Annotated in this window: 12 protein-coding genes; 5 read left to right on the plus strand and 7 right to left on the minus strand. The window is 59.6% G+C overall.

Annotated elements, in window-relative coordinates; all coding sequences use genetic code 11:
* The coding region (locus A5906_RS45055) for an AMP-binding enzyme (protein WP_245326911.1) at positions 1–799 on the plus strand (799 nt) is incomplete at its 5' end.
* A gap of 144 nt (positions 800–943) precedes the next feature.
* On the opposite strand, the gene A5906_RS45060 is transcribed toward A5906_RS45055, so the two are convergent.
* Complete coding sequence (locus tag A5906_RS45060; RefSeq protein WP_080138235.1) at positions 944–1,198, minus strand: hypothetical protein; 255 nt, start codon at positions 1,196–1,198, stop codon at positions 944–946.
* 537 nt (positions 1,199–1,735) lie between these two features.
* Positions 1,736–2,383: a LuxR C-terminal-related transcriptional regulator gene (locus A5906_RS26855; protein WP_080138290.1), complete on the minus strand. Its 648-nt coding sequence runs from the start codon at positions 2,381–2,383 to the stop codon at positions 1,736–1,738.
* 619 nt (positions 2,384–3,002) lie between these two features.
* Here A5906_RS26855 and A5906_RS26860 point away from each other — a divergent pair.
* The 3 genes from A5906_RS26860 to asnB all read left to right on the plus strand — a co-directional run bounded on the left by A5906_RS26860 (position 3,003) and on the right by asnB (position 7,854).
* The gene (locus tag A5906_RS26860) at positions 3,003–3,896 is read left to right on the plus strand and encodes a LuxR C-terminal-related transcriptional regulator (RefSeq protein ID WP_080138236.1); all 894 of its coding nucleotides are present in this window, start codon (positions 3,003–3,005) and stop codon (positions 3,894–3,896) included.
* Between the two features lie 778 nt (positions 3,897–4,674).
* Positions 4,675–5,778 carry a Wzz/FepE/Etk N-terminal domain-containing protein gene (locus A5906_RS26865; protein WP_080138237.1) on the plus strand — a complete coding sequence of 368 codons (1,104 nt, stop codon included), beginning with the start codon at positions 4,675–4,677 and terminating at the stop codon, positions 5,776–5,778.
* Positions 5,779–5,874: 96 nt separating this feature from the next.
* Positions 5,875–7,854, plus strand: coding sequence for an asparagine synthase (glutamine-hydrolyzing) (gene asnB / locus A5906_RS26870; protein WP_080138238.1), 1,980 nt, complete (start codon positions 5,875–5,877; stop codon positions 7,852–7,854).
* A 405-nt stretch (positions 7,855–8,259) separates the two neighbouring features.
* Here asnB and A5906_RS26875 read toward each other — a convergent pair whose 3' ends face one another.
* The 4 genes from A5906_RS26875 to A5906_RS26890 form a co-directional block, all read right to left on the minus strand.
* On the minus strand, positions 8,260–9,684 hold the full coding sequence (locus A5906_RS26875; RefSeq protein ID WP_080138239.1) for an HlyD family type I secretion periplasmic adaptor subunit: 1,425 nt from the start codon (positions 9,682–9,684) through the stop codon (positions 8,260–8,262).
* Positions 9,671–12,319, minus strand: coding sequence for a type I secretion system permease/ATPase (locus A5906_RS26880; RefSeq protein WP_080138240.1), 2,649 nt, complete (start codon positions 12,317–12,319; stop codon positions 9,671–9,673). The genes A5906_RS26875 and A5906_RS26880 overlap by 14 nt, the downstream gene beginning before the upstream one ends.
* A gap of 109 nt (positions 12,320–12,428) precedes the next feature.
* Positions 12,429–14,846, minus strand: a complete 2,418-nt coding sequence (locus A5906_RS43180; protein ID WP_167523435.1) for a hypothetical protein — start codon at positions 14,844–14,846, stop codon at positions 12,429–12,431.
* Positions 14,847–15,858: 1,012 nt separating this feature from the next.
* On the minus strand, positions 15,859–17,127 hold the full coding sequence (locus A5906_RS26890; RefSeq protein ID WP_245326912.1) for a glycosyltransferase family 4 protein: 1,269 nt from the start codon (positions 17,125–17,127) through the stop codon (positions 15,859–15,861).
* Positions 17,128–17,687: 560 nt separating this feature from the next.
* Between A5906_RS26890 and A5906_RS26900 the strand changes: the two genes are divergently transcribed.
* Positions 17,688–19,397, plus strand: coding sequence for a polysaccharide deacetylase family protein (locus A5906_RS26900; RefSeq protein ID WP_080138243.1), 1,710 nt, complete (start codon positions 17,688–17,690; stop codon positions 19,395–19,397).
* A gap of 178 nt (positions 19,398–19,575) precedes the next feature.
* Here A5906_RS26900 and A5906_RS26905 read toward each other — a convergent pair.
* On the minus strand, positions 19,576–20,225 hold a 650-nt coding region (locus A5906_RS26905; RefSeq protein WP_136615500.1), incomplete at its 5' end, for a thioesterase domain-containing protein.

Raw genomic sequence — 20,225 nt, forward strand, 5'->3', positions numbered from 1 at the left:
CGGCGGTGGGTCGATGGTGTTGTCCGAGCCCGGGGAAACCATCGCGGCCCATGTGGCGCGACTGCGCGCGAGCGGCGTCAGCCACATCTCCGGCACGCCGTCGCACTGGCGCAAGCTTCTGATGAGCGGCACGCCCGCCGACTTTTCGCCGCACTATATCCGCTTGTCCGGCGAAATCGCTGACCAGGCAGTGCTCGACGGCTTGGCTCAGGCATTTCCGCACGCGTCGATCGGTCATGCCTATGCCTCAACAGAAGCCGGAGTTGGCTTTAGCGTCGACGATGGGCGCGAGGGATTTCCTGCTCACTTGATCGGGCATCGCGACGGCGTAGAGATGAAGATTGTCGAAGGTTCGTTGCGGATCCGCTCCAAGCGCACTGCGCGCGCCTATGTCGGCGCCGATGCGCCGCCGCTCGCCGACGAGGAGGGCTTCGTCGATACGGGCGATATCGTCGAGCTACGCGGCGATCGATACCATTTCGTCGGCCGGCGAGGCGGCATTATCAATATCGGCGGGTTGAAGGTGCATCCGGAAGAGGTGGAGGCCGTGATCAATCGTCACGCCTGCGTTCAGATGTCGCGAGCGCGATCGCGCAGGAGCCCGATCACGGGCGCCATCGTGGTTGCCGATGTCGTCCTCAGGGTCGGCACCGATGAGACGCGCCAGGAGACCATCCGCGCAGAGATACTCAGCCGATGCAAGGACGGCCTGGCAGCATGGAAGGTTCCCGCGATGATCCGTTTCGTCGAGCGGCTCGAGGTGACGGCAGCGGGGAAATTGGCGCGCACCGATGCGTAACGTCGTCGTCCCCGCCGATAGGCGCTGTATCGGATTGGCCATCGCGGGTCGGCTCGCCGTTCCAGAGACTACAACGTGATCGCAATGCCGGGATCGACACCACTGGCGTACTGGCCGCATGTCCGACGCAGGGTGCACGGCTCCTCAGCGACACCCCGTCAGATGTCCGAGCATCGTGTTGCAGGCCTTCTCCGCCTCCGCAAGACTTACAAACGCCGAGCCACCGATCTTGATCGCCCCGTTCCCTCCATAAAGCGGCCGCCATGACGCCACATAGCCCGCGCGTCCATGAAAACCTGCGCCAGCCGGGCTCTCGTACGTGATGACAAACGAAAAGCCGTCGCCTGTCGCGCTCCAGATTTCCATGTTCTCGACGGCACGGTGAAACTCGAGGGACATCTAGCTGCGCCCCAAACTGGCCTTCATCTCAACCACAGAGTTATCATCTTGCCGGCAAGGCCCGAAGGGGGAACGGCCCTGACCGCTGGGGGGCAGGAAGGAAAGGCCAGGACCGCCGCTCCGCAGCTGCCGAGTTTCAATCGGCACATTTCTGCGATGCTATCTCGAGCCGTTCGCCATAGCCCGCGACGACGCTTTACCTGACAGCGGACCGCTACGATCGACCCAGAGCCGCAGCTGATGAATGAATAGCGCTTTCTCTCCTTGCATTGGCTGCCATTCCGGATGACCTGACAGTCCTGACGGATTACTCCATTCAGTTTGCCGCGGGCGCAGTGGCCACCGAGGTCGGAGGCTTATCGCACTCGCGACGGAGACCTGGCCCTCGGGCCCGAAAGCGGGGCTCGTTGGGGAGATTCTTTCGAGTCGGACCGGCGCATCCGTTCGAGGGCGCGTTCTCACCGCACGCTTGCCCATTGCATGCTTACTCATTGCAGTCGGAGGCGCGACCGGCATTGGCGGATCGCGACGACCCTCTTAGCGCTCCCCACCTGTCGGACGATCGTGTTGCGCGATAGCCAATGCCGCGAGCACCGTCCGATTACTGATTTCGAGTTTCTGAAAAATATTGTGGAGGTGCACTTTGATGGTGCCGACCGAAATGGTCAGCCGTCTTCCGATTTCCTTATTCGACAATCCTTCGGATACCAGACGCATGATCTGACGCTCGCGGTCTGTCAGAGCCGTCATCATCTTGTCCGAATTCGCGCTCTGTTCCTGCGGCACCATCGAACCGGCTGACATCGCCGGCAGCAAACTTCGGCCATTGGCGATGTGCCGTAAGGACTGCACGAGCGCCTCTGGCTCCGTATCCTTCAAGACGATGCTGCAGGCAAAGGGGGTTGCATCTAAAACCAATTCGCAATCTTCACTCGAGGCGAAAAACACCAAATGCGTCGAACGATTTTCTGAATTGATGGAAAGAACTATCAGCGCGGCGAGCTCCGGCATCGCAGGATCAACAATCGCGATGTCGGGCGCAAGGTTACGAATCGCCTGGATGCAGCTTGCAGTGTCGCTACAAGATGCAACGATATTGAAGTCCTCCGCAGTACTGAGCACATTGCTCAGTCCCTGCAGGACAACCGGATGCCGGTCTGCAATGACTACGTTAGTACGTCGCATTGGGCGCTCCTCAGCCTGCGCCCCCAAAACAATCTAACTCCAGGAACCCACCGTTATTTCCGCGAACCCAGAACGACCCTCTCGAAATATTCTTTTTATACTACCGATGCCTATTTCGCAGCGCAATATTGGGCTGGCTTGACGCACTGCTCTGCTCGCTCTCCGACCCACACGCTGCGACTACGATTCTAATCGACGCAACGCCCCCCAGACTACACTAGGGACGGGCCAGTGCGCAGCAAAATTCGATGGCCGTAGTATCGCGGAGGCGGCATTGACGACCAAAGGTCCGAGCGCATTTTTCCACTTTTAATAAACATGGTCATGCAGTTCACGCAGAAACTGCGTCAAAACGCAGCGTTACGAGCCGAACTGTGGCACCTGCACACCTATAGCAAAGGATATATAGGGCTATCGCAAATTCGCATTTAACATTCCTAAAAGATTCAACAACGTGGAGGGATATGGCTTGCGGACGATGCCGCGTAGACCTTCGGAGTAAGGAAAATTCACTAGCCCAAAAGTGTGTAGGCGAGGCGAAGACGGCAACTGGTCACCCCCTCGCGAGAAACAATTGATTTTGTTCCTGTAGTGTCAGTGCGTTAGTTGGAGGATAAAAATGAGGAGGCGTCAAATTTGCGGAATGGTACTTCTCGGAAAAAACGTTTTGATCCGTGAAGGTATTGCCAGAATATTGCATACGGCAAATTTTCGCATTGCCATTTCTGCTTCAAACCCTGAGGAGCTGCCAAGCTCCCTTCAAGCCGAGAAACTGATGTTTCTCATCATCCACAGCGATGATGATTTTGGCATCGAGATAGCGCAGATCGGATATTTGAAGGATCGCTATCCCAACGCGCCCATTGCGGTCGTGTCGGACAACTATCGGCCGACCGAGCTTGCCTCCGCGTTTCGCGCAGGCGCTAATGGATACTTCGTCAACGTCAATTCGTGCGACGCGTTCATCAAGTCGGTCGAACTCGTGACGATGGGCGAGACCGTCTTCCCACCTGCGTTGCTGCGGTTCGCTCTTGACGGCAGTCGTGAACACGAACGCGAAACGACGCAATGCGGCCAGACTGAAAACGCTATCCTCGTTGCTCCAGCGGACGCGATTTCGCCGCAGCTCTCTCCGCGCGAACGGGCAATTCTATCCTGCCTGATTGAAGGCGATTCCAACAAGGGCATTGCTCGAAAGATCGATATCGCCGAAGCCACCGTGAAGGTCCACGTCAAAGCGATCTTGCGGAAGATACGAGTTCAGAACCGGACGCAGGCGGCGATCTGGGGAATGAACCATGAATCGCAGGTTCGCGCGTCAAACAATCATGCGCCGACAGCCATCGATGCAGGTGCAGGTGTCGTGACGCCACTCAAGATGATCTCTGAGACGGATCATCTCAATCAGACGCCTCCCTTGATCCCCGATCACGCAGCGACGACGCCTATTGACGGCCGGATCCGCAAGGGCAGTGATCGAGGGTCCGGCGCGGCGATCCGGTTGTACAAGTAGTCCAAGGGGCCGGAGACGACTCCCACCATCGGAATGCTCCCATTACGGGTGCAAGCCGCGACATTTCACGACAGGCATCCCGGCAGGATACCTTTCCTGCCGCCTTCGCGCGAACAGCATGCGGACAGTGTCGACGTACCCCTTGTGGGGACGGCGAGTATCGGCGTTGCGAGAACTGGCCGCCTACTTAACACTCCGCAGCGCCTCCTGCTTATATTTCGCCAGGGGCCAGAGAAGGTAGCTGATGATCCTGGGCGCGCCGGTTCTCTACCGTCACCGCCATGCGGGGACCGAGTTTGACGAGCTTGTCCTCCCACCAAACTCCGGTGGAGTGCCGCAGGGCAGCGTGCCCGGACCAAAATGCGCTTGCCTGCTGAGTACTTCGCCCTCGTCCAAGTGACGGATCAGAGCGACAGTCCCGCTAGGCTCATGGGCGCGCTGGCGGCTCTAAACCGGTAGCGCCGCGGCTCAATGGACCATCCTAGTTACCTACTTATTGCCTTTCCCAACCAGTGAGGTGGAATGTACTGATTCAAACGCAGATGAGCGACTGGGTCGTAGAGTGCCATGGGTTTTGGGTTCTTCACCGATTTGCCGGGCTCTACACAGTTTCCGGCACATTTAGTCGACGGCGGCAGGGCGGTCCCACCAAGCGTCGGTAGGCGACGGCTAGTTGCCTTGCGCGACTTCATCTGCTGCATCTTCCGCCAACCGACCATCGCCTTATCGACAGCTTGGTCATCGTCGCGAAGCCTCAACTATCAGCGCTGGTGTGAAAATGGTGCAGACCAATAGAACGGATAATTGGGTAAATCGGGACAATATGCCGCCTGACTTTCGTCCGGCACCCACCATGTCCCTGGTAGAAGTGCTAGCCTTCATACGACGACATCTCTCGATCATATCGCTGGCAACCTTGGCAACGCTTGTCATTGCCATAATCTACCTCATTACCGCGACACCCACGTATACGGCGAAGGCGGAACTCGTGGTGGACTCGAGAGCGGTCGACCCTACCTCGGTGTCAACGATCGTGGAAAGCCAGATCAAGATCATAACGTCTGAGAGCATCGCTAACGCTGTGATCGAAAAGCTAGGTCTTGCTCAAGATCCGGAATTTGAGGCCAGCCAAGCCAGCCCCCTGCACAGCATGACCAGCTCGATATCCCGTTTGCTCGGCTGGAGTAAGCCGGAAACGAAAGCTCATGCGGCGCGGTATATTGTGGAATCGTTCCAACGCAAGCTTTTAGCCAAGCGTCTCGGCCCTACGTATCTTGTCGAGATTACCTTCGACTCCAGAGATCCTGATCGAGCGGCGCAGATCCTAAACGCCGTGGCAGAAAAATATATTACCCGTCAAATGGACTATGCCGGCTTACGAGATGATTCGTGGATCAAGGATCGATTGAACGAATTGAGCACTCAAGCATTAGCTGCCCAAAAAGCATTGGAGGATTTCAGTAGAAACAGGAAAGATACAGCGGATTCCGCTGCTACTATCGATAGACTGGCAGCCGCTGCTGAATCATCCAAAAGCGCCTATGATAACTTTCGCCACGTTCTGCGTAAGATGGAAGCCACGCGACAACAATCCTTGCCGGTGTTTGAGGCGAGTCTCATCACTGGGGCGTCGCCTCCTTTGAGGGCCAGTTCGCCAAAAGCCAGAGTCGTGCTTGGAGCAGCGATTGTTGCGGGAGCGCTTCTTGGCATCGCTATCGGAATACTCCGTGAACTGTCCGAAATTCTCGCCATCGGGCAGGAACCTCGTCGAAGCGCACAAGATGACTGGATCGAGCGACCTATTCCGGACGTGCTCCGATCAGATCATCAATCTGAAATATCGGCAAAGACAAGGCCAGCGCGCCTTACGGGTTCGGGGTGAGCGCGAGCCGCGGACCGGTTCAAAATACTATGCTCGTGAGGTGTGGGTTTGGATGCCATGCGTTGACGTCCTCTTATCGGGTGAGCCTTTTCAAGCATGTGCGGCATTTCTGGCATTTGGGAACGCAATGGCTGCAGCCTTCAAGATCTGAAAAGGCGGGCGTCTGCAATGACGCAGACCCTGAGCCACCGCGGGCCCGACGACTGCGGAGTTTGGTTAAGCGAACAAGTCAGCATTGCCTTCGGGCAACGTCGCCTTGCAATTATCGACTTGTCCCCAATGGGCCATCAACCGATGGTCTCGGCCAACGCGCAATATACAATTACCTTCAACGGTGAAATATATAATTTCCGAGAACTGAGGGCCGAATTGGAGCGCCGCGGAGTTCAGTTTCGCGGACATTCGGATACAGAAGTTATTGTCGAAGGCTTCGTCCAATGGGGAGTCAAATCGACTATCGCCCGCCTGAACGGGATGTTCGCAATTGCCGCCTGGGACGCCCGAGAGCGCCAACTGTTCCTAGCTCGTGATCGAATGGGCGAAAAGCCGCTCTATTGGGCGATTTTCGATGGACTAGTTTTGTTCGGATCAGAATTGAAGGCGCTGCGCGCTCATCCCGGTTGGAAGCCAACTCTCAATCGTGGAGCGATCGCCGCTTTTCTTCGGCATAGTTATGTGCCGGGTCCATTCACGATCTATGAAGATGTCTACAAACTGCCGCCCGCCGGGTTCGTCAAAATTGCGCACGGCGGCGGCCCCGAAGTGGGCGTGTACTGGGATCTGGCCGATGTTGTCTCGCAGGGGCAACGCAATACGCTTCGAGCCAACGAAGAGGAACTGGTCGATGAGCTTGAGGCTCTCCTGGATGATGCAGTATCGCGCCGCATGATAGCGGATGTTCCGCTTGGCGCCTTTCTGTCGGGCGGCTATGACTCATCTACTGTCGTCGCACTGATGCAGAAAGCTTCTGTGAGACCAGTCAGGACGTTTACCATTGGCTTCGAGAACCCGGTATTCGACGAGGCGAAGCACGCGGAGGCTGTCGCGCGACATCTTGGGACCGACCATACAACGTTTCCCGTTAGTGGCGCTGATGCCCTCGATGTAGTGCCGAAGTTGGCCGAGATGTATGACGAGCCATTCGCCGATCCCTCCCAGATCCCGACCCATATTGTTTCCGCCTTGACGCGAAAACGCGTCACGGTGGCACTGTCAGGAGATGGTGGAGACGAATTGTTTTCGGGATACGACCGCTATCAACGGACGGAGAACGTTTGGCGACCAAGTGCGAAAGTGCCGCTTGCGCTCCGCCGCCTCGTGTCTTCAAGCATTCGCGCCGTGCCTCCTAGCACTTTCGACAGCATAGCGCGCTATGTACCATACGTTCGGCGCCTCCCACGTGTTGGCCAAAAGGCTCACCGGCTGGCGCAACTCCTCTCAATGTCATCGATCGATTCCGTGTACTATCAACTCATCTCACAGATCCAAGACGACGATCTTGTAAAAGGATCGCAAGAGGTGCGGACGGCCTGCTGGGACCAAAACCTCGAGGTCCTCTTGCCAGATCCGGTGGACTGTATGCGCTATCTGGATATGTGCGCGTATTTGCCCGATGACATCCTGACTAAGGTTGATCGGGCCTCTATGGCTGTGGCTCTTGAGGTGCGTGTGCCGCTCCTCGACCATCGACTGGTTGAATGGGTCTGGAAGCTGCCGTCAATTCAGAACGCGCGTGCCCGGCGCCCCAAACATTTGCTCCGGCGTGTTCTTGCTCGTCATGTGCCCGATCGTTTGGTCGAGCGCCCAAAAATGGGATTCGGGGTTCCGCTCGGAGATTGGTTGCGCGGTCCATTGCGGAATTGGGCCGAAGACCTGATGAGCGAAGCTTGCCTGAGCGCCGATGATATCTTTTACGTCGATGCCATTCGCTCGCTCTGGACCGAATTTTTGAGCGGGGATGATCGGCGGTATTTCCTGATTTGGAATGTCTTAATGTTTCAGGCGTGGCATCGTCGATGGGGCGAGGCAGCGGTGGCGGATACCGGAGCCAGACGCTTGGAATCCCTTTTGAATTGAAGATATGGCGACACCTTTATCCTTTTGCCGGAGTCCAGCGGCGCGTGCGACTGTCCCACTAGGCTCGGGGTGTCAGGTGCGAATTCTCTCGATAGGTTTTACACTCCCGATCTATTGAAGGATGATAATTATCCGATTGGCGGCTGGATCATCCAACTTCAACATGCGACGCCCTGCTAAGATTTGCCGCTCGGCCGCTGTCATAGTCGGATCGAGCTCGATCAGGCTTTCTCCGGCACGGACCAGTTGGCCTTCGTGGACATTGATGGGCGAACGACGCTGGTCTCCAGCGGCTGGATCAGATTGGTCCTGCCGCTGGGGATGATCTTGCCGTTGGCCGTGGCGACGATCTCGACCGTGCCGCAGGTAGCCCATACAATTGCGACGCAGAAGATCCGCTTCCGTCTACCGCTCCCGCAGCGCCTCCTGCCTATATCTTGCGATGGGCGAGAGAAGGTAGCTGATGATCCTGCGCGCGCCGGTCTTGATTTCGACCGTCACCGCCATGCCCGGGCCGAGTTTGACGAGCTTGTCCTCCACCTGCATGTGCGTGCGGTCGAGTGAAATGCGCGCTGCATATTCCAGCTCCTGGCCTTTCGGTTCGCTGCTGCCTTGCACGGTCCCCGACGCGCGTTCGTTCGATCCGCCCTGCCTGTCGCGCGTGATGGCATCCGTCGACACGCTCAGCACATCTCCGGAGAGAAGCCCGTAACGCGTGAAGTTGAACGTATCGATCTTGATCTCCGCCTTTTGTCCGGGATGAACGAATCCGATATCGCGGTTGGAGAGCATGGCCTCGATCTCAAGCTGGCTCTCGGTCGGAACTACGATGGCCAGCGCCTGCGCCGGTGTCACCACACCTCCCACCGTGTGAACGGCGAGCTGTTGCACCGTGCCGTCGACCGGCGCGGTCAGATGCTGAAGCTTCGTGCGGCGCTCCGCCTTGACCACCTCCTGCGCAGCGCTTGCCGCCTTTTGCTCTGCTTTCGCAAGTGCATCGTAGGTGGTACGGCGATACTCCGCGGCGGTCCTGTCCTTCGTTTCCTTCAGCAAAGCGATCGCGGCGTCGGCTTCGCGGAGCCGACTCTGCTGGAGGACCAGATCCTGTTGGAGGCCGACCAACTCCTGATACTCGGAGAGATAGACAACCTTCGAGGCCAAGGCCTTGTCGACCAGATTCTTGCGAATGTCGACCCGCTCCTGGAGCACCGGTATCGTCGCCTGGAGCTTCGCCACGCTCGCCGAGGTAGTCGCCCGTTCGGCTTCCTTCTGACCCTGCTGGCGCTCGATCTCCGCGAGCTTGGCGCTCTGTTCGGCGCGCTGGCTGATGAGAAACTGGCGGTGCATTTCGATCTCCGCAGCGCTTGCGCCCTGCGGCGATCGGAAGGCGGCAAGCGGGTCATCAGTGAGCGCCGCGCGCAGCCGCGCGACGTCGAGTTCGGCGGCAACGAGATCGCTTCTCTGGCGCTCCTGATCGGCTTCCGTCATCGTCGGATCGAGCTCGATCAGAACGTCGCCGGCCTTGACGCTCTGTCCGTCGCGTACGTGGATTGCGCGGACAACGCCCGTCTCGAACGGCTGGATCACCTTGGTGCGGCCACCGGGCACGATCTTGCCTGTCGCGGTAGCGACGATGTCGACGCTGCCAAGGGATGCCCACAGCAGCGCGATGCAGAAGACCGCGATGATGCTCACCCCGATCGCGCGACCGACCGGAGACGGCGGCGCTTCGGCGATCTCGAGCGCCGCAGGCAGAAACGCAATCTCATGCTCGCGCCGTCGAACTTCGGCTCTCGGGAACGGAACGATATTTCGGCTAGCGGACATCATGAATACCGGCCTGCAGGTAATGGAGGTTTGCGTAGCGTCCGTTCGAGCGGACCAGCTCATCATGGCTGCCGTCCTCGACAATTCGGCCGTGCTCGAGTGTGATGATCCGGTTCGCATTGCGCACGGTCGAGAGCCGATGAGCAATGACGAACACGGTCCGGCCCGCGGCAATCCGTTTCATGTTCTGCTGGATGGCCCGCTCGCTTTCGTAGTCAAGCGCACTGGTCGCCTCGTCGAGGATAAGGATGCGGGGGTTGGTGATGAGTGCGCGAGCGATCGCAACACGCTGGCGCTGCCCGCCGGATAAGGTGCTGCCGCGTTCGCCGACGACGGTGTCGTAGCCCTCCGGCAACTCCAGGATGAAGTCATGAGCGCCGGCGAGCGAAGCCGCCTCGATGACGCGATCCATGGGCATGGACGGGTCGGCGAGCGCGATGTTCTCGCGGATCGAGCGATTGAAGAGCACATTCTCCTGCAACACCACGCCGATCTGGCGGCGAAGCCAGGTCAGGTCGACAGTCGCGAGGTCGACGCCGTCGACCAGGACGCGTCCGCTCTCCGGCACGTAGAAGCGCTGGATCAGCTTGCCGATGGTGCTCTTGCCCGAGCCCGAAGAGCCGACGATACCGATGACCTGGCCCGGCTCGACGCTGAAGGACACATCGTGCAGCACCTCGGGGCCGTCGGCGCGGTAGCGGAAGGTCGCGTGGTCGAACACGACCTTGCCGCGGATCGGCGGCAGCCCGGCGCGGGCCGAACTGAAGCTTGGCTCCGGAATGGTGTTGAGAATGTCGCCGAGGCGATCGACCGACAGCCGCGCCTGGTGGAAATCCTGCCAGATCTGCGCAAGCCGTAGAACCGGCGTGCTCACCCGCCCCGCCAGCATGTTGAACGCGACCAGTTCACCGACGCTCAGGTCGCCGCCGATCACGTACCTGGCGCCGAAGTAGAGCGTTGCGGCCGTGACCAGCTTGTTGATCATCTGGACGGCTTGGCTCGCCGTGTTGTTCAGGCTGAGCACGCGGAAACTCGCGGCCACATAGCCGGCAAGTTGCTCCTCCCAGCGGCGCTGCATCTGCGGCTCGACCGCCATCGCCTTCAGTGTCTCAACGCCCGTGACGCTCTCGACCAGGAAGGCCTGGTTCTCCGATCCACGATTGAACTTCTCATCGAGGCGCCGGCGAAACAGCGGCGCGGCGCCGGCGGAGATTCCGATGTAGAAGGGGAATGAAGCCAGAACGATCAGCGTCAGCGGTGTCGAGTAGTAGAACATCACCGCAAGGAAGACGACGGTGAACAGGAGATCGACGACAAGCGTGAGCGCCGAGCTCGTCAGGAACTGACGGATGTTCTCGAGCTCGCGAACGCGGGCAACGGAGTCGCCAACGCGGCGTGTTTGAAAATAGGCGATCGGCAGCGCCATCAGGTGACGGAACAGCCGTGCGCCGAGCTCGACGTCGATACGGTTCGTCGTGTGCGCGAACAAATAGACGCGCAACGTGCCGAGGACGGTCTCGAACAAGGTCAGCGCGACGAGGCCCCCGACCAGCACATCCAGCGTGCTGATGCTTCGATGCACCAGAACCTTGTCGATGACGACCTGGAAGAACAGCGGGGCGACGAGCGCAAAGACCTGAAGGAAGAACGAGGCGATCAGCACTTCACCGAGAAGGCGGCGATACTTGTGAACCGCGCCGAGGAACCAGCCGATATCGAATCGTCTGGAGAGATCCGTCAGGGACGCACGTCGGGTCATCAGGATGATGTCGCCGTCCCAGATCGCCTCAAGTTCGGCCTGGGTCATCGATTCAGGTCGGGAAGACAATGGACGCTGAACTAGAAGCGTGTCGTCGACGACCTTGCCCAGGATCAGGAAGCTGCCATCGCGAAGCGCGGCGATCGCCGGCAACGGCGTGACGGCGAGTCTGCTCCAGTTCGACCGTTGTGCCCGGGCCTTCAGGCCGAAGTCCCTGGTGCAACGCAGGATTTCGGTCACACCCACGCGCGAGGTGCCCATGCGATGGCGAATTTGCTCCGGGTCGGCCGCAACGCCATGGCAACGCAGCAATATCGCCATTGCAATGAGTCCCGACTCATCGCCGTCCACAGGCTCAGGACCGGGCTTCTGGGCGCGCGTATCGCGGCGATTGAAGTGATATGCCCGCATCAGAGCGTCGCCGGCACGGACAGCTAGATCGCGCCCGTGCGTGATCAGACCGGCAAACGCATGATGTGCCCGGTCGGCGAGGCTTTGAGATCCGCTCAGGATCAGTCGGCCGTCCCAGATCTCCTCGAACTCGGCGCGCGGCATCAACTTCGGCTGTGTCGCGGTCGGATGCAGTACAAGCGCCGCGCCGTCCTCGACCTTCCCGAGCAGCAGGAATCCGCCATCGCGCAGCGCTGCAATTCCGGGAAGACTGATGCTTGCGAGCTGCTTCCAATGGGCCGTGCGTGAACCGACCTTCAGTCCGAAATCGCGGGCGCAGCGAAGCATCGCACGGATGCCGATTGCGCTGTCTCCGCAATGGTCGCGGAGCTGTTCGGGCTCGGCGTTCACACCATGAAGGCGCAGGAACAGAGCCAGGGATCGAAGCCCGAGATCTGCGGCATGGGCATTTCCATTCTGGATCGCCATTTAATACTCAACCCTTCGCGGCTACCGGCCGCGTATGATGTTCCTTCTCATGCATTCCAAGACATTGCGGGTGCCGCACCCAGGCGCGGAGCCTGGGTGCGGCTTGGCCTTAGTGTTGCGGTCTGGCCAGCAACGCGTCGTGCCCCCAACCGGTCGCTTGCGACACAGCCGCCACGATCTGACCGGGATCCACCGCGCCGGTGTGGGCGGCCAGATACTGGTTCAACAGCGCAAAGCTCTGGCTTGCCAGCGACGCCATCGTGCTCCCGCTGGCAGACGGATGATCTGCCGCCATGACCGGATGGGCCGCGGTCGTTGCCAGGCTGCTGCCGGCCGGATCGAAGAGCTGCTGGAGCAGCGCAAAGCCCCGGTTTGCCAGGCATCCCGTGTTGGCACCGGCCACCTGTTGATGATCCGTGGGCTCGATCGTCTGCGAGACCGTCGGGGTCACGGCCGTCGTGGCGGCGACCGGGTGATGATCCGTCGCAGCGTGATGGCCGTGCGACGACGTCGTTGTGGTCGGGCGAGGATCCGTCACGGTGATGGTCTGCGGAGCCGCTGTCGCAACGGCACCGGTCGACGGATCCGTCGCGCTTGCCGTCAGGGTAAGTTCCGCAACCGGATAGCCGCCCCCCCTGTAGGTCGAGGTCAGAGTCAATCCGCTGTTGACCTGCGCGGCCGTCAACGTGATGTCTCTTCCCCGGAACGTCTGGCCGTCGAGGTTGTCTGTGATCGATTCATACTTCGGCAATCCCGTGATGTGCACGGTCACGCGATCGTTGGAATCGGTCGTCGTCACCTTCGTCCCGAGATCGACAGTACCGCCTCGCCCCGCCACCCAGAGCGTGTCATCCGCAATGGTGAGGTCAGGCGAAATCACGGAGGGAGTCGACGGCTGTGTGGGCGTGGTCGGCGCCGTGGGCGTGGTTGGCGGCGTGGGCGTCGTCGTCGACGTCGGGTCGATCTGCAGACCGGAGAACGTCTTCACGGCGCCAGCAAGATTGGCAGCGACACCGGAAGCGTCCTTGATCGCTCCATTCGAAAGATTGACGCCGGTGATGGCCAACGCCGACGTGCTGGTGTTGGTCGAGGCGACCGTGGTCTTGAAGGTGAGCGTGTTCGTGCCCGAACCGCCGACATAGGTGGCCGTGCCGCCGTCATTGAGCGACAGCGCGGGCGTACCCGTCACGGTCACGGCCTCGTTGAAACCGAGTGCCAGCGTGATGACGTCGCCGACGTGCTCGGTACCCGTTGTCGGGTTGGCCGTCGCCTGCGTCACCGCCGGCAAGACCGGATCGATCTGGAGGCCGGTGAAGGTCTTCACGGCACCCGACAGGTTCGCCGCGACACCGGCGGCATCCTTGATGCTCACACCGCTCGGAAGGTTGACGCCGGTGATGGCAAGCGCCGAGGTATTCGTGTCGGTCGCCGCAACCGTCGTCTTGAAAGTGAGCGTGCTCGTGCCAGAACCACCCGCATAGGTGGCGACATTGCCGTCGTTGAGCTGCAACGTGGGCGTGCCCGTCACCGTCACCGCTTCGTTGAAGCCGAGCGCCAGCGTGATGACGTCGCCGGCATGCTCGATTCCCGTCCCGGGAGTAGCCGTGGCCTGCGTCACCGCCGGCGTGACCGTTGGGGTGGTGGGCGAGGTTGTCGGCGTGCCCCCGCTCACCAACTTGAGCATTGGAAGCAACTTGTTCACGTCCGCATCGAGGGCGCTGATCGTCGTCGCGTCATAGGCGTTCTGCTGGATGCGAAGCGCGGTCTGGCCGCCTCCCCGCTCGGTGATGTAGGCGCCGTATTGCTGGAGGGCACGGAACACCTCCTGGCCCAGCGGCGAAAGGCCGGACGGCATCGGCGTTCCGGGCGCAATGGCCAGAAGCTGGCCTTCCTGCAAGGGAGCACCGGCAGTGTAGCCGTCGGTGCCGATGGCGGGGGCTACGTAGCCTGGCGCCAAGAGCGAGTTGTCGACGGCGAGTTGCAGGGCATGATTGATCGTGCCCGTGTCCGTCTGCGCCTTGACCAGGAGCCCGCCGAGCTCGCTCGAGCCGTCGGCAGAGACGCCTGCACCCAGCACGGATGACCAATTATTTTCCGCAGTGGGTGTCCGGAGGGCGCCCCAACCGGTGCCCGTGACCACGTTCGCCTCACCATACGCCTGGGCGGTCGCGGTCGTGTTGCTCGTCCAGTTCCATCGCCAGAAATTGTAGGCGATGTCGCCGTCGATGACGATCATCGGGTTGTCGGGATTCGGGTCTGACCCATATCCCGCGCCGCCCCCGCCGGTCGCCCCTACCGGGATATGGACGCTGATGGTCCCGGCGGGCCATCCATAGGTCTCGGGAACAGTCACCTGCACCACCGGGTCCGACGACGAGGCGACGTAGACTGGAAATAGGTCCGTCGCGGCGTAGTTCCATCCGGTCGATGTGGGCCAGTTGATCGACGTATACGTCGCTCCGGTATTGACCTGCTGGTTCCAAAGCGACCCCGACGAAAACGGAGTGGATGACAAGTTGAACGACATGCGTACCTTTCGTTCTGTTGCTGAGTCTTTGACGTTGACAAGGGAATTCCACTGCCGCGCATCAAGAAGGCGCGCGACATACCACGTGCTCGCAACCTCAGGCCGCAAGCAGATTCCAACGCATCACAGTCACGGACCGCGCGCGGATTCCAACGCATCGCAGTCTCGGACTGCGAGCGGACTCCAAAGCAGTGGGATTTTTGAAGGTGCCCCCCGACTGCTGGGTTGGTTGCCTAATGAGCAAAAATGGCGAAAAAACTTTCAAAGTGTGACTTATACTCAAGTAGGTAGTGCCAGGCACTTGCCTCATACGCGCCTATATTGCGCCACGTATTGAATTGGTGGTTCAAGACACGCACTCGATTTTTCGTGTCAGCTTGTGTCGCGGTTCGGAAAGTACGGCGGTGTAGGACAGCACATCAGTCTTGGGCACTGGCGCCTGCCGCTTGGGCGAATGGTGGCGATGGAAGCGGAGACGACGCGCCGTCAGCCTTTGCCCTCAAGCGCCAGCGTGTTGCGCATGAAGTGCACGTGGCAACGCTGCGCCGATAGATATGCGATGTGGCGTTGCTTCTCGATCTGTTTGGAGCAAGTGGCCTTGCGAGTCCTCTGAGCGGCATAGCGGAGTCATCTTGCCGCCAAACAGATTGCGCTCCAGGTGAGGCTGACCTCAAGTACGACCTGGACGTTGAACGCGTTGCCGGTGCCTCCGCCCGCCATTCGGAAGAGAGGCGAACCGGGTGGCCTACCAAGGCGCGCGGCACACGGCGGCGGGCCCATCCATTAGCATCGGGGCCACTTGTTCGCGCTCCTCAACTGATAAGATCAGGCGCGACGTCTATCGCAGCGTGGCCGCCGCCCTCAGGGCCGACGATTTACGATCGCATTCAAACATGCGGACAAGAATTGAAAGGGGTAGACCAAAAAGAGCACCGCCCCAGACACATAGACGTCGGCGACCTCGCGATCGACCAGTTCACCCGATCCAGCGCTGAGCTAATTGCTTCCGCTCTTAGGGAGCTTTCGAATTGGCTGGTGTCCCTGCATGTGCACGTGCGCGCCTCGGCACCAACCGCGCATAGGCGGCCAAGAGGGAACGCTTTTCGACCTCCCATTGAAAGTCACCGTAGGCACGTTTCCTGCCGGAGTTCCGCATCCGCTCGCGCCCGGCCTCATCTTCAAGCAGCGCGAGGATTCCTTCGCCGAGCGCCCGCGGCGTCGGCTCCGCCACCACCAGGCCGGCGTCGCCTGCATCAGCCCTCGCCTGTGCCAAGTCGAACAGCACGAACGGCAGCCCGAGGGCCATGTACTCAAAGACCTTGATCATCGACATAATCGCGTTGCAGGCATTGGGCGGATCCGGAACGACGCCGATGTCGCAAGCCGCCAGCATGGCGGGAAGCGCATCGCCCGAAATGTAACCGGCAAATTCGATATGGCCGGCAATCCCGAGTTCGCCTGTGAGCGTCCTGACCCGACCTGCTTCCGGCCCATCGCCGATGATCAGGCAGGCGATATCCGTTCGATGCATGCGCTTGACGATGTGTTCCATCGCCTTGACCAGGAGGTCTACTCCGTCCTGGTCGGCCATCATTCCCACATAGCCGACGAGATATCGAAAGGTCCGCCTGACCGACAGGTCGGGCTTGACCTGGCTGAATCGCCTAATGTCGGGGACGCTTCTGACGATCCAGACCATGTCTGGCGGCATTCCCCCTCGCTCCACGGCCTGCTGCTTTAGGGTTGGGTTTGTCGCGAGGACCCCGTCGGCCAAGCGAAACGTCCAGCGTTCAAACACGAGCAGGAGACGATAAAAGAAATCCCGGCGGCCGAACTTGACCTCATAAAGTTCGGGCGAGGGATCATGCTGATCAAACAGAAATTTCTTGCCAAAGAAGAACTTGTAAATAATCGCGATCAAGAATGTCAGATCCGGCGGATTGCACGCTTGAAGAATATCGAATCCATGCCTGTGCGCCACCTTCAACGACAGAACGAATTGCCAAAAAAGGGCGACAGTATATTCGAGAAGATAGGTCGCGGCGCCCGAGCCTTCCACACCCCGTGGATGGCGGTAGATATGCACACCGTCCATCTGCTCGTATGCCTTGTCGTATCCCCTCCCCTTCGGACAAATGACTGAAACGGTGTAACCAGCCTGTCGCAGCGCTGTGGCCTCGGACCAGACCCGGCGATCGACCGGCACCGGCAGGTTCTCGACGATGATAAGGACCGCGCCGGGCGGATCACCTCCCGCAGATATGTTCGCTGAGAGCCCCATTGCGCCGACCTCTGTCAGTGGGAAGCGAGCTTTTGTATAGGACTTCCCAAAGAGGAGCACAATTCGAGGTCGCGGTTCAAACCGGAGTAAGCCAAAGGGGCAAGGTCAATTCGATCCAGCATGATGCTATTGTAACGAGGCGTCGCGAGTTCATCTCGCTTCTCGGCGCAGCGACGTGTGGCCGTTCCCGGGGCCGGCGCAGCAGTTCCGCCAGATGAGACGGATTAGTGTAGCTGATGGAGCGCCTCAAGCCGAGCGATCAAGTCACGGCAACGATGCCGTGGTCCTGCCAGGGTCACGCGGCCATAGGCGTCCGCCAGGCCTTGCAGCCCGGCTTGATGCGCTGCGCTGGCCAGAACCAGGCTCATCCGAACCTCGCCTCGGAAGGCCTCGCTGTTGGGAGTAATCCCTCCGGGCTGTTGCGCTCGACGTATTGGAGATAGCTCGGGCTCGATATCCAGTTCAAGCTCTGACACAGCGGCCACTGTTTCCTGACAACCCGTTAGCTTGGACTCGCCAAAAAAGTGGCAACGCGAGTCACTCTTCAGGAGTTTGCTCAAATGATCCAGAGCCGCGTGGACGCGACGATCACCGCCGAAAAGGCAGTAGTCGACGTCTACGTGCACCCAGCGATCAGCTCGCTTGATCCGATGATAAAGGATGTCCTGGAGAGTCTTACCGCTATACGGTTCAAGGACTGCCAGAATCTCTTCGAGCGCCGGCCTGGGGATGTCGTGCTCAGCCTTTCCGGGGACGAGAGAGTCGCGGAGGAATTATGGAAACGTCAGGTCCGGCACTTTCATGCCATGCCCTACCGGGTTGAGCGAGGCGCCACCGGCAATAGCAGCAAAGTCGTGTTCACTGGGTCCAGGCAGCTCAAGCCCCTCCTGCGGAATCGGGCATTGCAACACGCCGCATTTTCCAACGTTCCCGTGCTGCGAGATCCTGGTGGCGAAGTCCTTGCATATTTTGATCGCCGCCCAGTGTGGGTTGAAACAAGAAAAGACGGATGCGTTGGCCAGATGGCTTCTATTCCTCTGCCAGCTTTACGACCGGGGGAACAGCCATTGGATTACTTGAATGGCAGCAATTTCATGCAGCTCTTACCCCTGTTGCAGTTTTTAGTTAAGGAAACTGAAGAAATTGGTTGGAGACACGCGCCACTGCGTGCGTGCTTTACTCTCGATGATCCAAATTTGCGCTTACCCTCGTACGGGTTTTTGAATTATCGCGAACTTGTCGAGCAAGCGCAAAAGCACCACTTTCATGTTGCGCTGGCGATGATACCAGTTGACGTTTGGAGCACGCACTCAAACACTGTGAGTTTGATAAAGCGCAGCTCACGGTATGTCTCGCTTCTTATTCATGGCAACAATCATACGCGAGCCGAACTAAGCCGGTCTCGCCCACGCGAGCGCACTTTGGCAATTTTAGGCCAAAGTCTTTCGAGAATCGAATGGTTGGAAAAAACCACCGCGCTGCGGGTGGACCGGGTGATGGTGCCACCTCACAACGCCTTATCCGACAAAATAGCCCCGCTTTTGCTGGCGTCGGGATTCGAAGGTGCCGCAGTTGCGATGACAGATCTACGTGATCGGAACCCCGAAATGGTAAATCGGCCGACTTTCGGGTTACGAATGGCCGAAATGACGAGCGGCGGATTCCCTGTATTGGGGCGAATTGAGCTGTCTGCGGCCTGCGAAGGTGATGTTGTCATCTCCGCGATGCTCGGCGCACCGATCATATTCGGTGGGCATCACGAATGTGCGGCGGGAGGCCTTGACCTGTTTTCCGATTGTGCCGCGACGGTGAATTCCTTAGGGGACGTGCAGTGGTGCAGCCTCGAAACAATACTGCGGTCGAACTACCTATCTCGGCAGGAGAATAGCAGGCTGTGGATACAACCATACTCCTGCCGCCTTGAGTTGCGCGTGCCAGAGGGCGTGTCATCAATGATGATAATTGGGCCGGATCTCCAAAAAGCGGGCGCGTTCCGATTAATTCGAAAGAGCGAAGTTGTCCCCGGAAGGCGAAGCGTGCTTGTTCACGCGAACACGCCATTTGACGTGGTGCCCGGGGAGGCTGTTGAGTTGATTTCATCGAATTTAGGTACGATTGACCATCGTCACATCAAGATGGCGCGACCGTCTGCATGGGCGCTGGTCAGGCGATTCCTGTGTGAAGCTCGCGACAGGGGGCGAGCATTCCTTCCTGTGGCGCGTGCGGCGCGCAAGCCACGAGAGATGCCGATCGCCCCAGAGAAGACCTGAAGGTGCGCAAATCTGGTCCGCTGAGCCCGAGGATTTGTCGGGCGACCTCCTGGCCCAGCGAGGCATGGTGGCCGAGCACCTCAACGGCGCTAGTAGATCGCGGCGCGATGTCTGCTGTACCCCTGATAGCGGCGCGATAGCAGACCCCGCCATGGGTCCGGGTGGGCCAATACCGGAATCAGGTTTCGTCTCTCACAGGGTCGCCGATGCTCCCCGTGGAGATCGGCGACGTGTACAGTTCAATGGTAGAGGACACGCCGTCAGGCACAGCGTCCATTCTTTGCCGAAGATGAGCAACCAGACGTTCCGGGCCGATGGTCAGGCACCCACCGTGTCCCCCAGGCACCTGGATGACCTCGAGTTGCGAACTGAGAGCTCGCCATGCGCGACCGTCGTGGTCTGCTGCGTAGAACGTCACAGGAACCTCGAGCGGTGCCGGAAGATATTGCGCCATTGCGAGCGAATAAGGCTCCCATAACGCGCGCGGAATCGTATCATAGGGATTGAAGACTGCATCATGCAGCTTCTTGGGATTGGTTAGAGCGGTATACAGCTGGCTAACCCGCTTGCTCGTCGACCCGTAGAAGAACTGCTCGAGCCTGACCATCAGCTGATAGGTCCAGCGCAGACTGTAAGGCGAGACTAGTCGCTTCATCGGTCTGAGGATCGCTTGCGCCGCCGCACGGGCACTAACGGTCGGCGGGTCAACCATGACGACCCTACCAACCCTGTGGCCGGCTGCCATCAGCAGGCGAGCTGCTTCGAATGCCACAATGGCGCCGTTGCAGAAGCCCCCCAGCACGAAAGGTCCGCTCGCCTGTCTATCCA

It is taken from the genome of Bradyrhizobium sacchari (assembly GCF_002068095.1).
GTDB classification, from domain to species: Bacteria; Pseudomonadota; Alphaproteobacteria; order Rhizobiales; family Xanthobacteraceae; genus Bradyrhizobium; species Bradyrhizobium sacchari.

Coding starts and splice junctions, on each gene's coding strand:
- A5906_RS45060 (WP_080138235.1), bottom strand. CDS start 1,198: ATGTCCCTCGAGTTTCACCGTGCCGTCGAGAACATGGAAATCTGGAGC.
- A5906_RS26855 (WP_080138290.1), bottom strand. CDS start 2,383: ATGCGACGTACTAACGTAGTCATTGCAGACCGGCATCCGGTTGTCCTG.
- A5906_RS26860 (WP_080138236.1), top strand. CDS start 3,003: ATGAGGAGGCGTCAAATTTGCGGAATGGTACTTCTCGGAAAAAACGTT.
- A5906_RS26865 (WP_080138237.1), top strand. CDS start 4,675: ATGGTGCAGACCAATAGAACGGATAATTGGGTAAATCGGGACAATATG.
- asnB (WP_080138238.1), top strand. CDS start 5,875: ATGTGCGGCATTTCTGGCATTTGGGAACGCAATGGCTGCAGCCTTCAA.
- A5906_RS26875 (WP_080138239.1), bottom strand. CDS start 9,684: ATGATGTCCGCTAGCCGAAATATCGTTCCGTTCCCGAGAGCCGAAGTT.
- A5906_RS26880 (WP_080138240.1), bottom strand. CDS start 12,319: ATGGCGATCCAGAATGGAAATGCCCATGCCGCAGATCTCGGGCTTCGA.
- A5906_RS43180 (WP_167523435.1), bottom strand. CDS start 14,846: ATGTCGTTCAACTTGTCATCCACTCCGTTTTCGTCGGGGTCGCTTTGG.
- A5906_RS26890 (WP_245326912.1), bottom strand. CDS start 17,127: ATGGGGCTCTCAGCGAACATATCTGCGGGAGGTGATCCGCCCGGCGCG.
- A5906_RS26900 (WP_080138243.1), top strand. CDS start 17,688: ATGATCCAGAGCCGCGTGGACGCGACGATCACCGCCGAAAAGGCAGTA.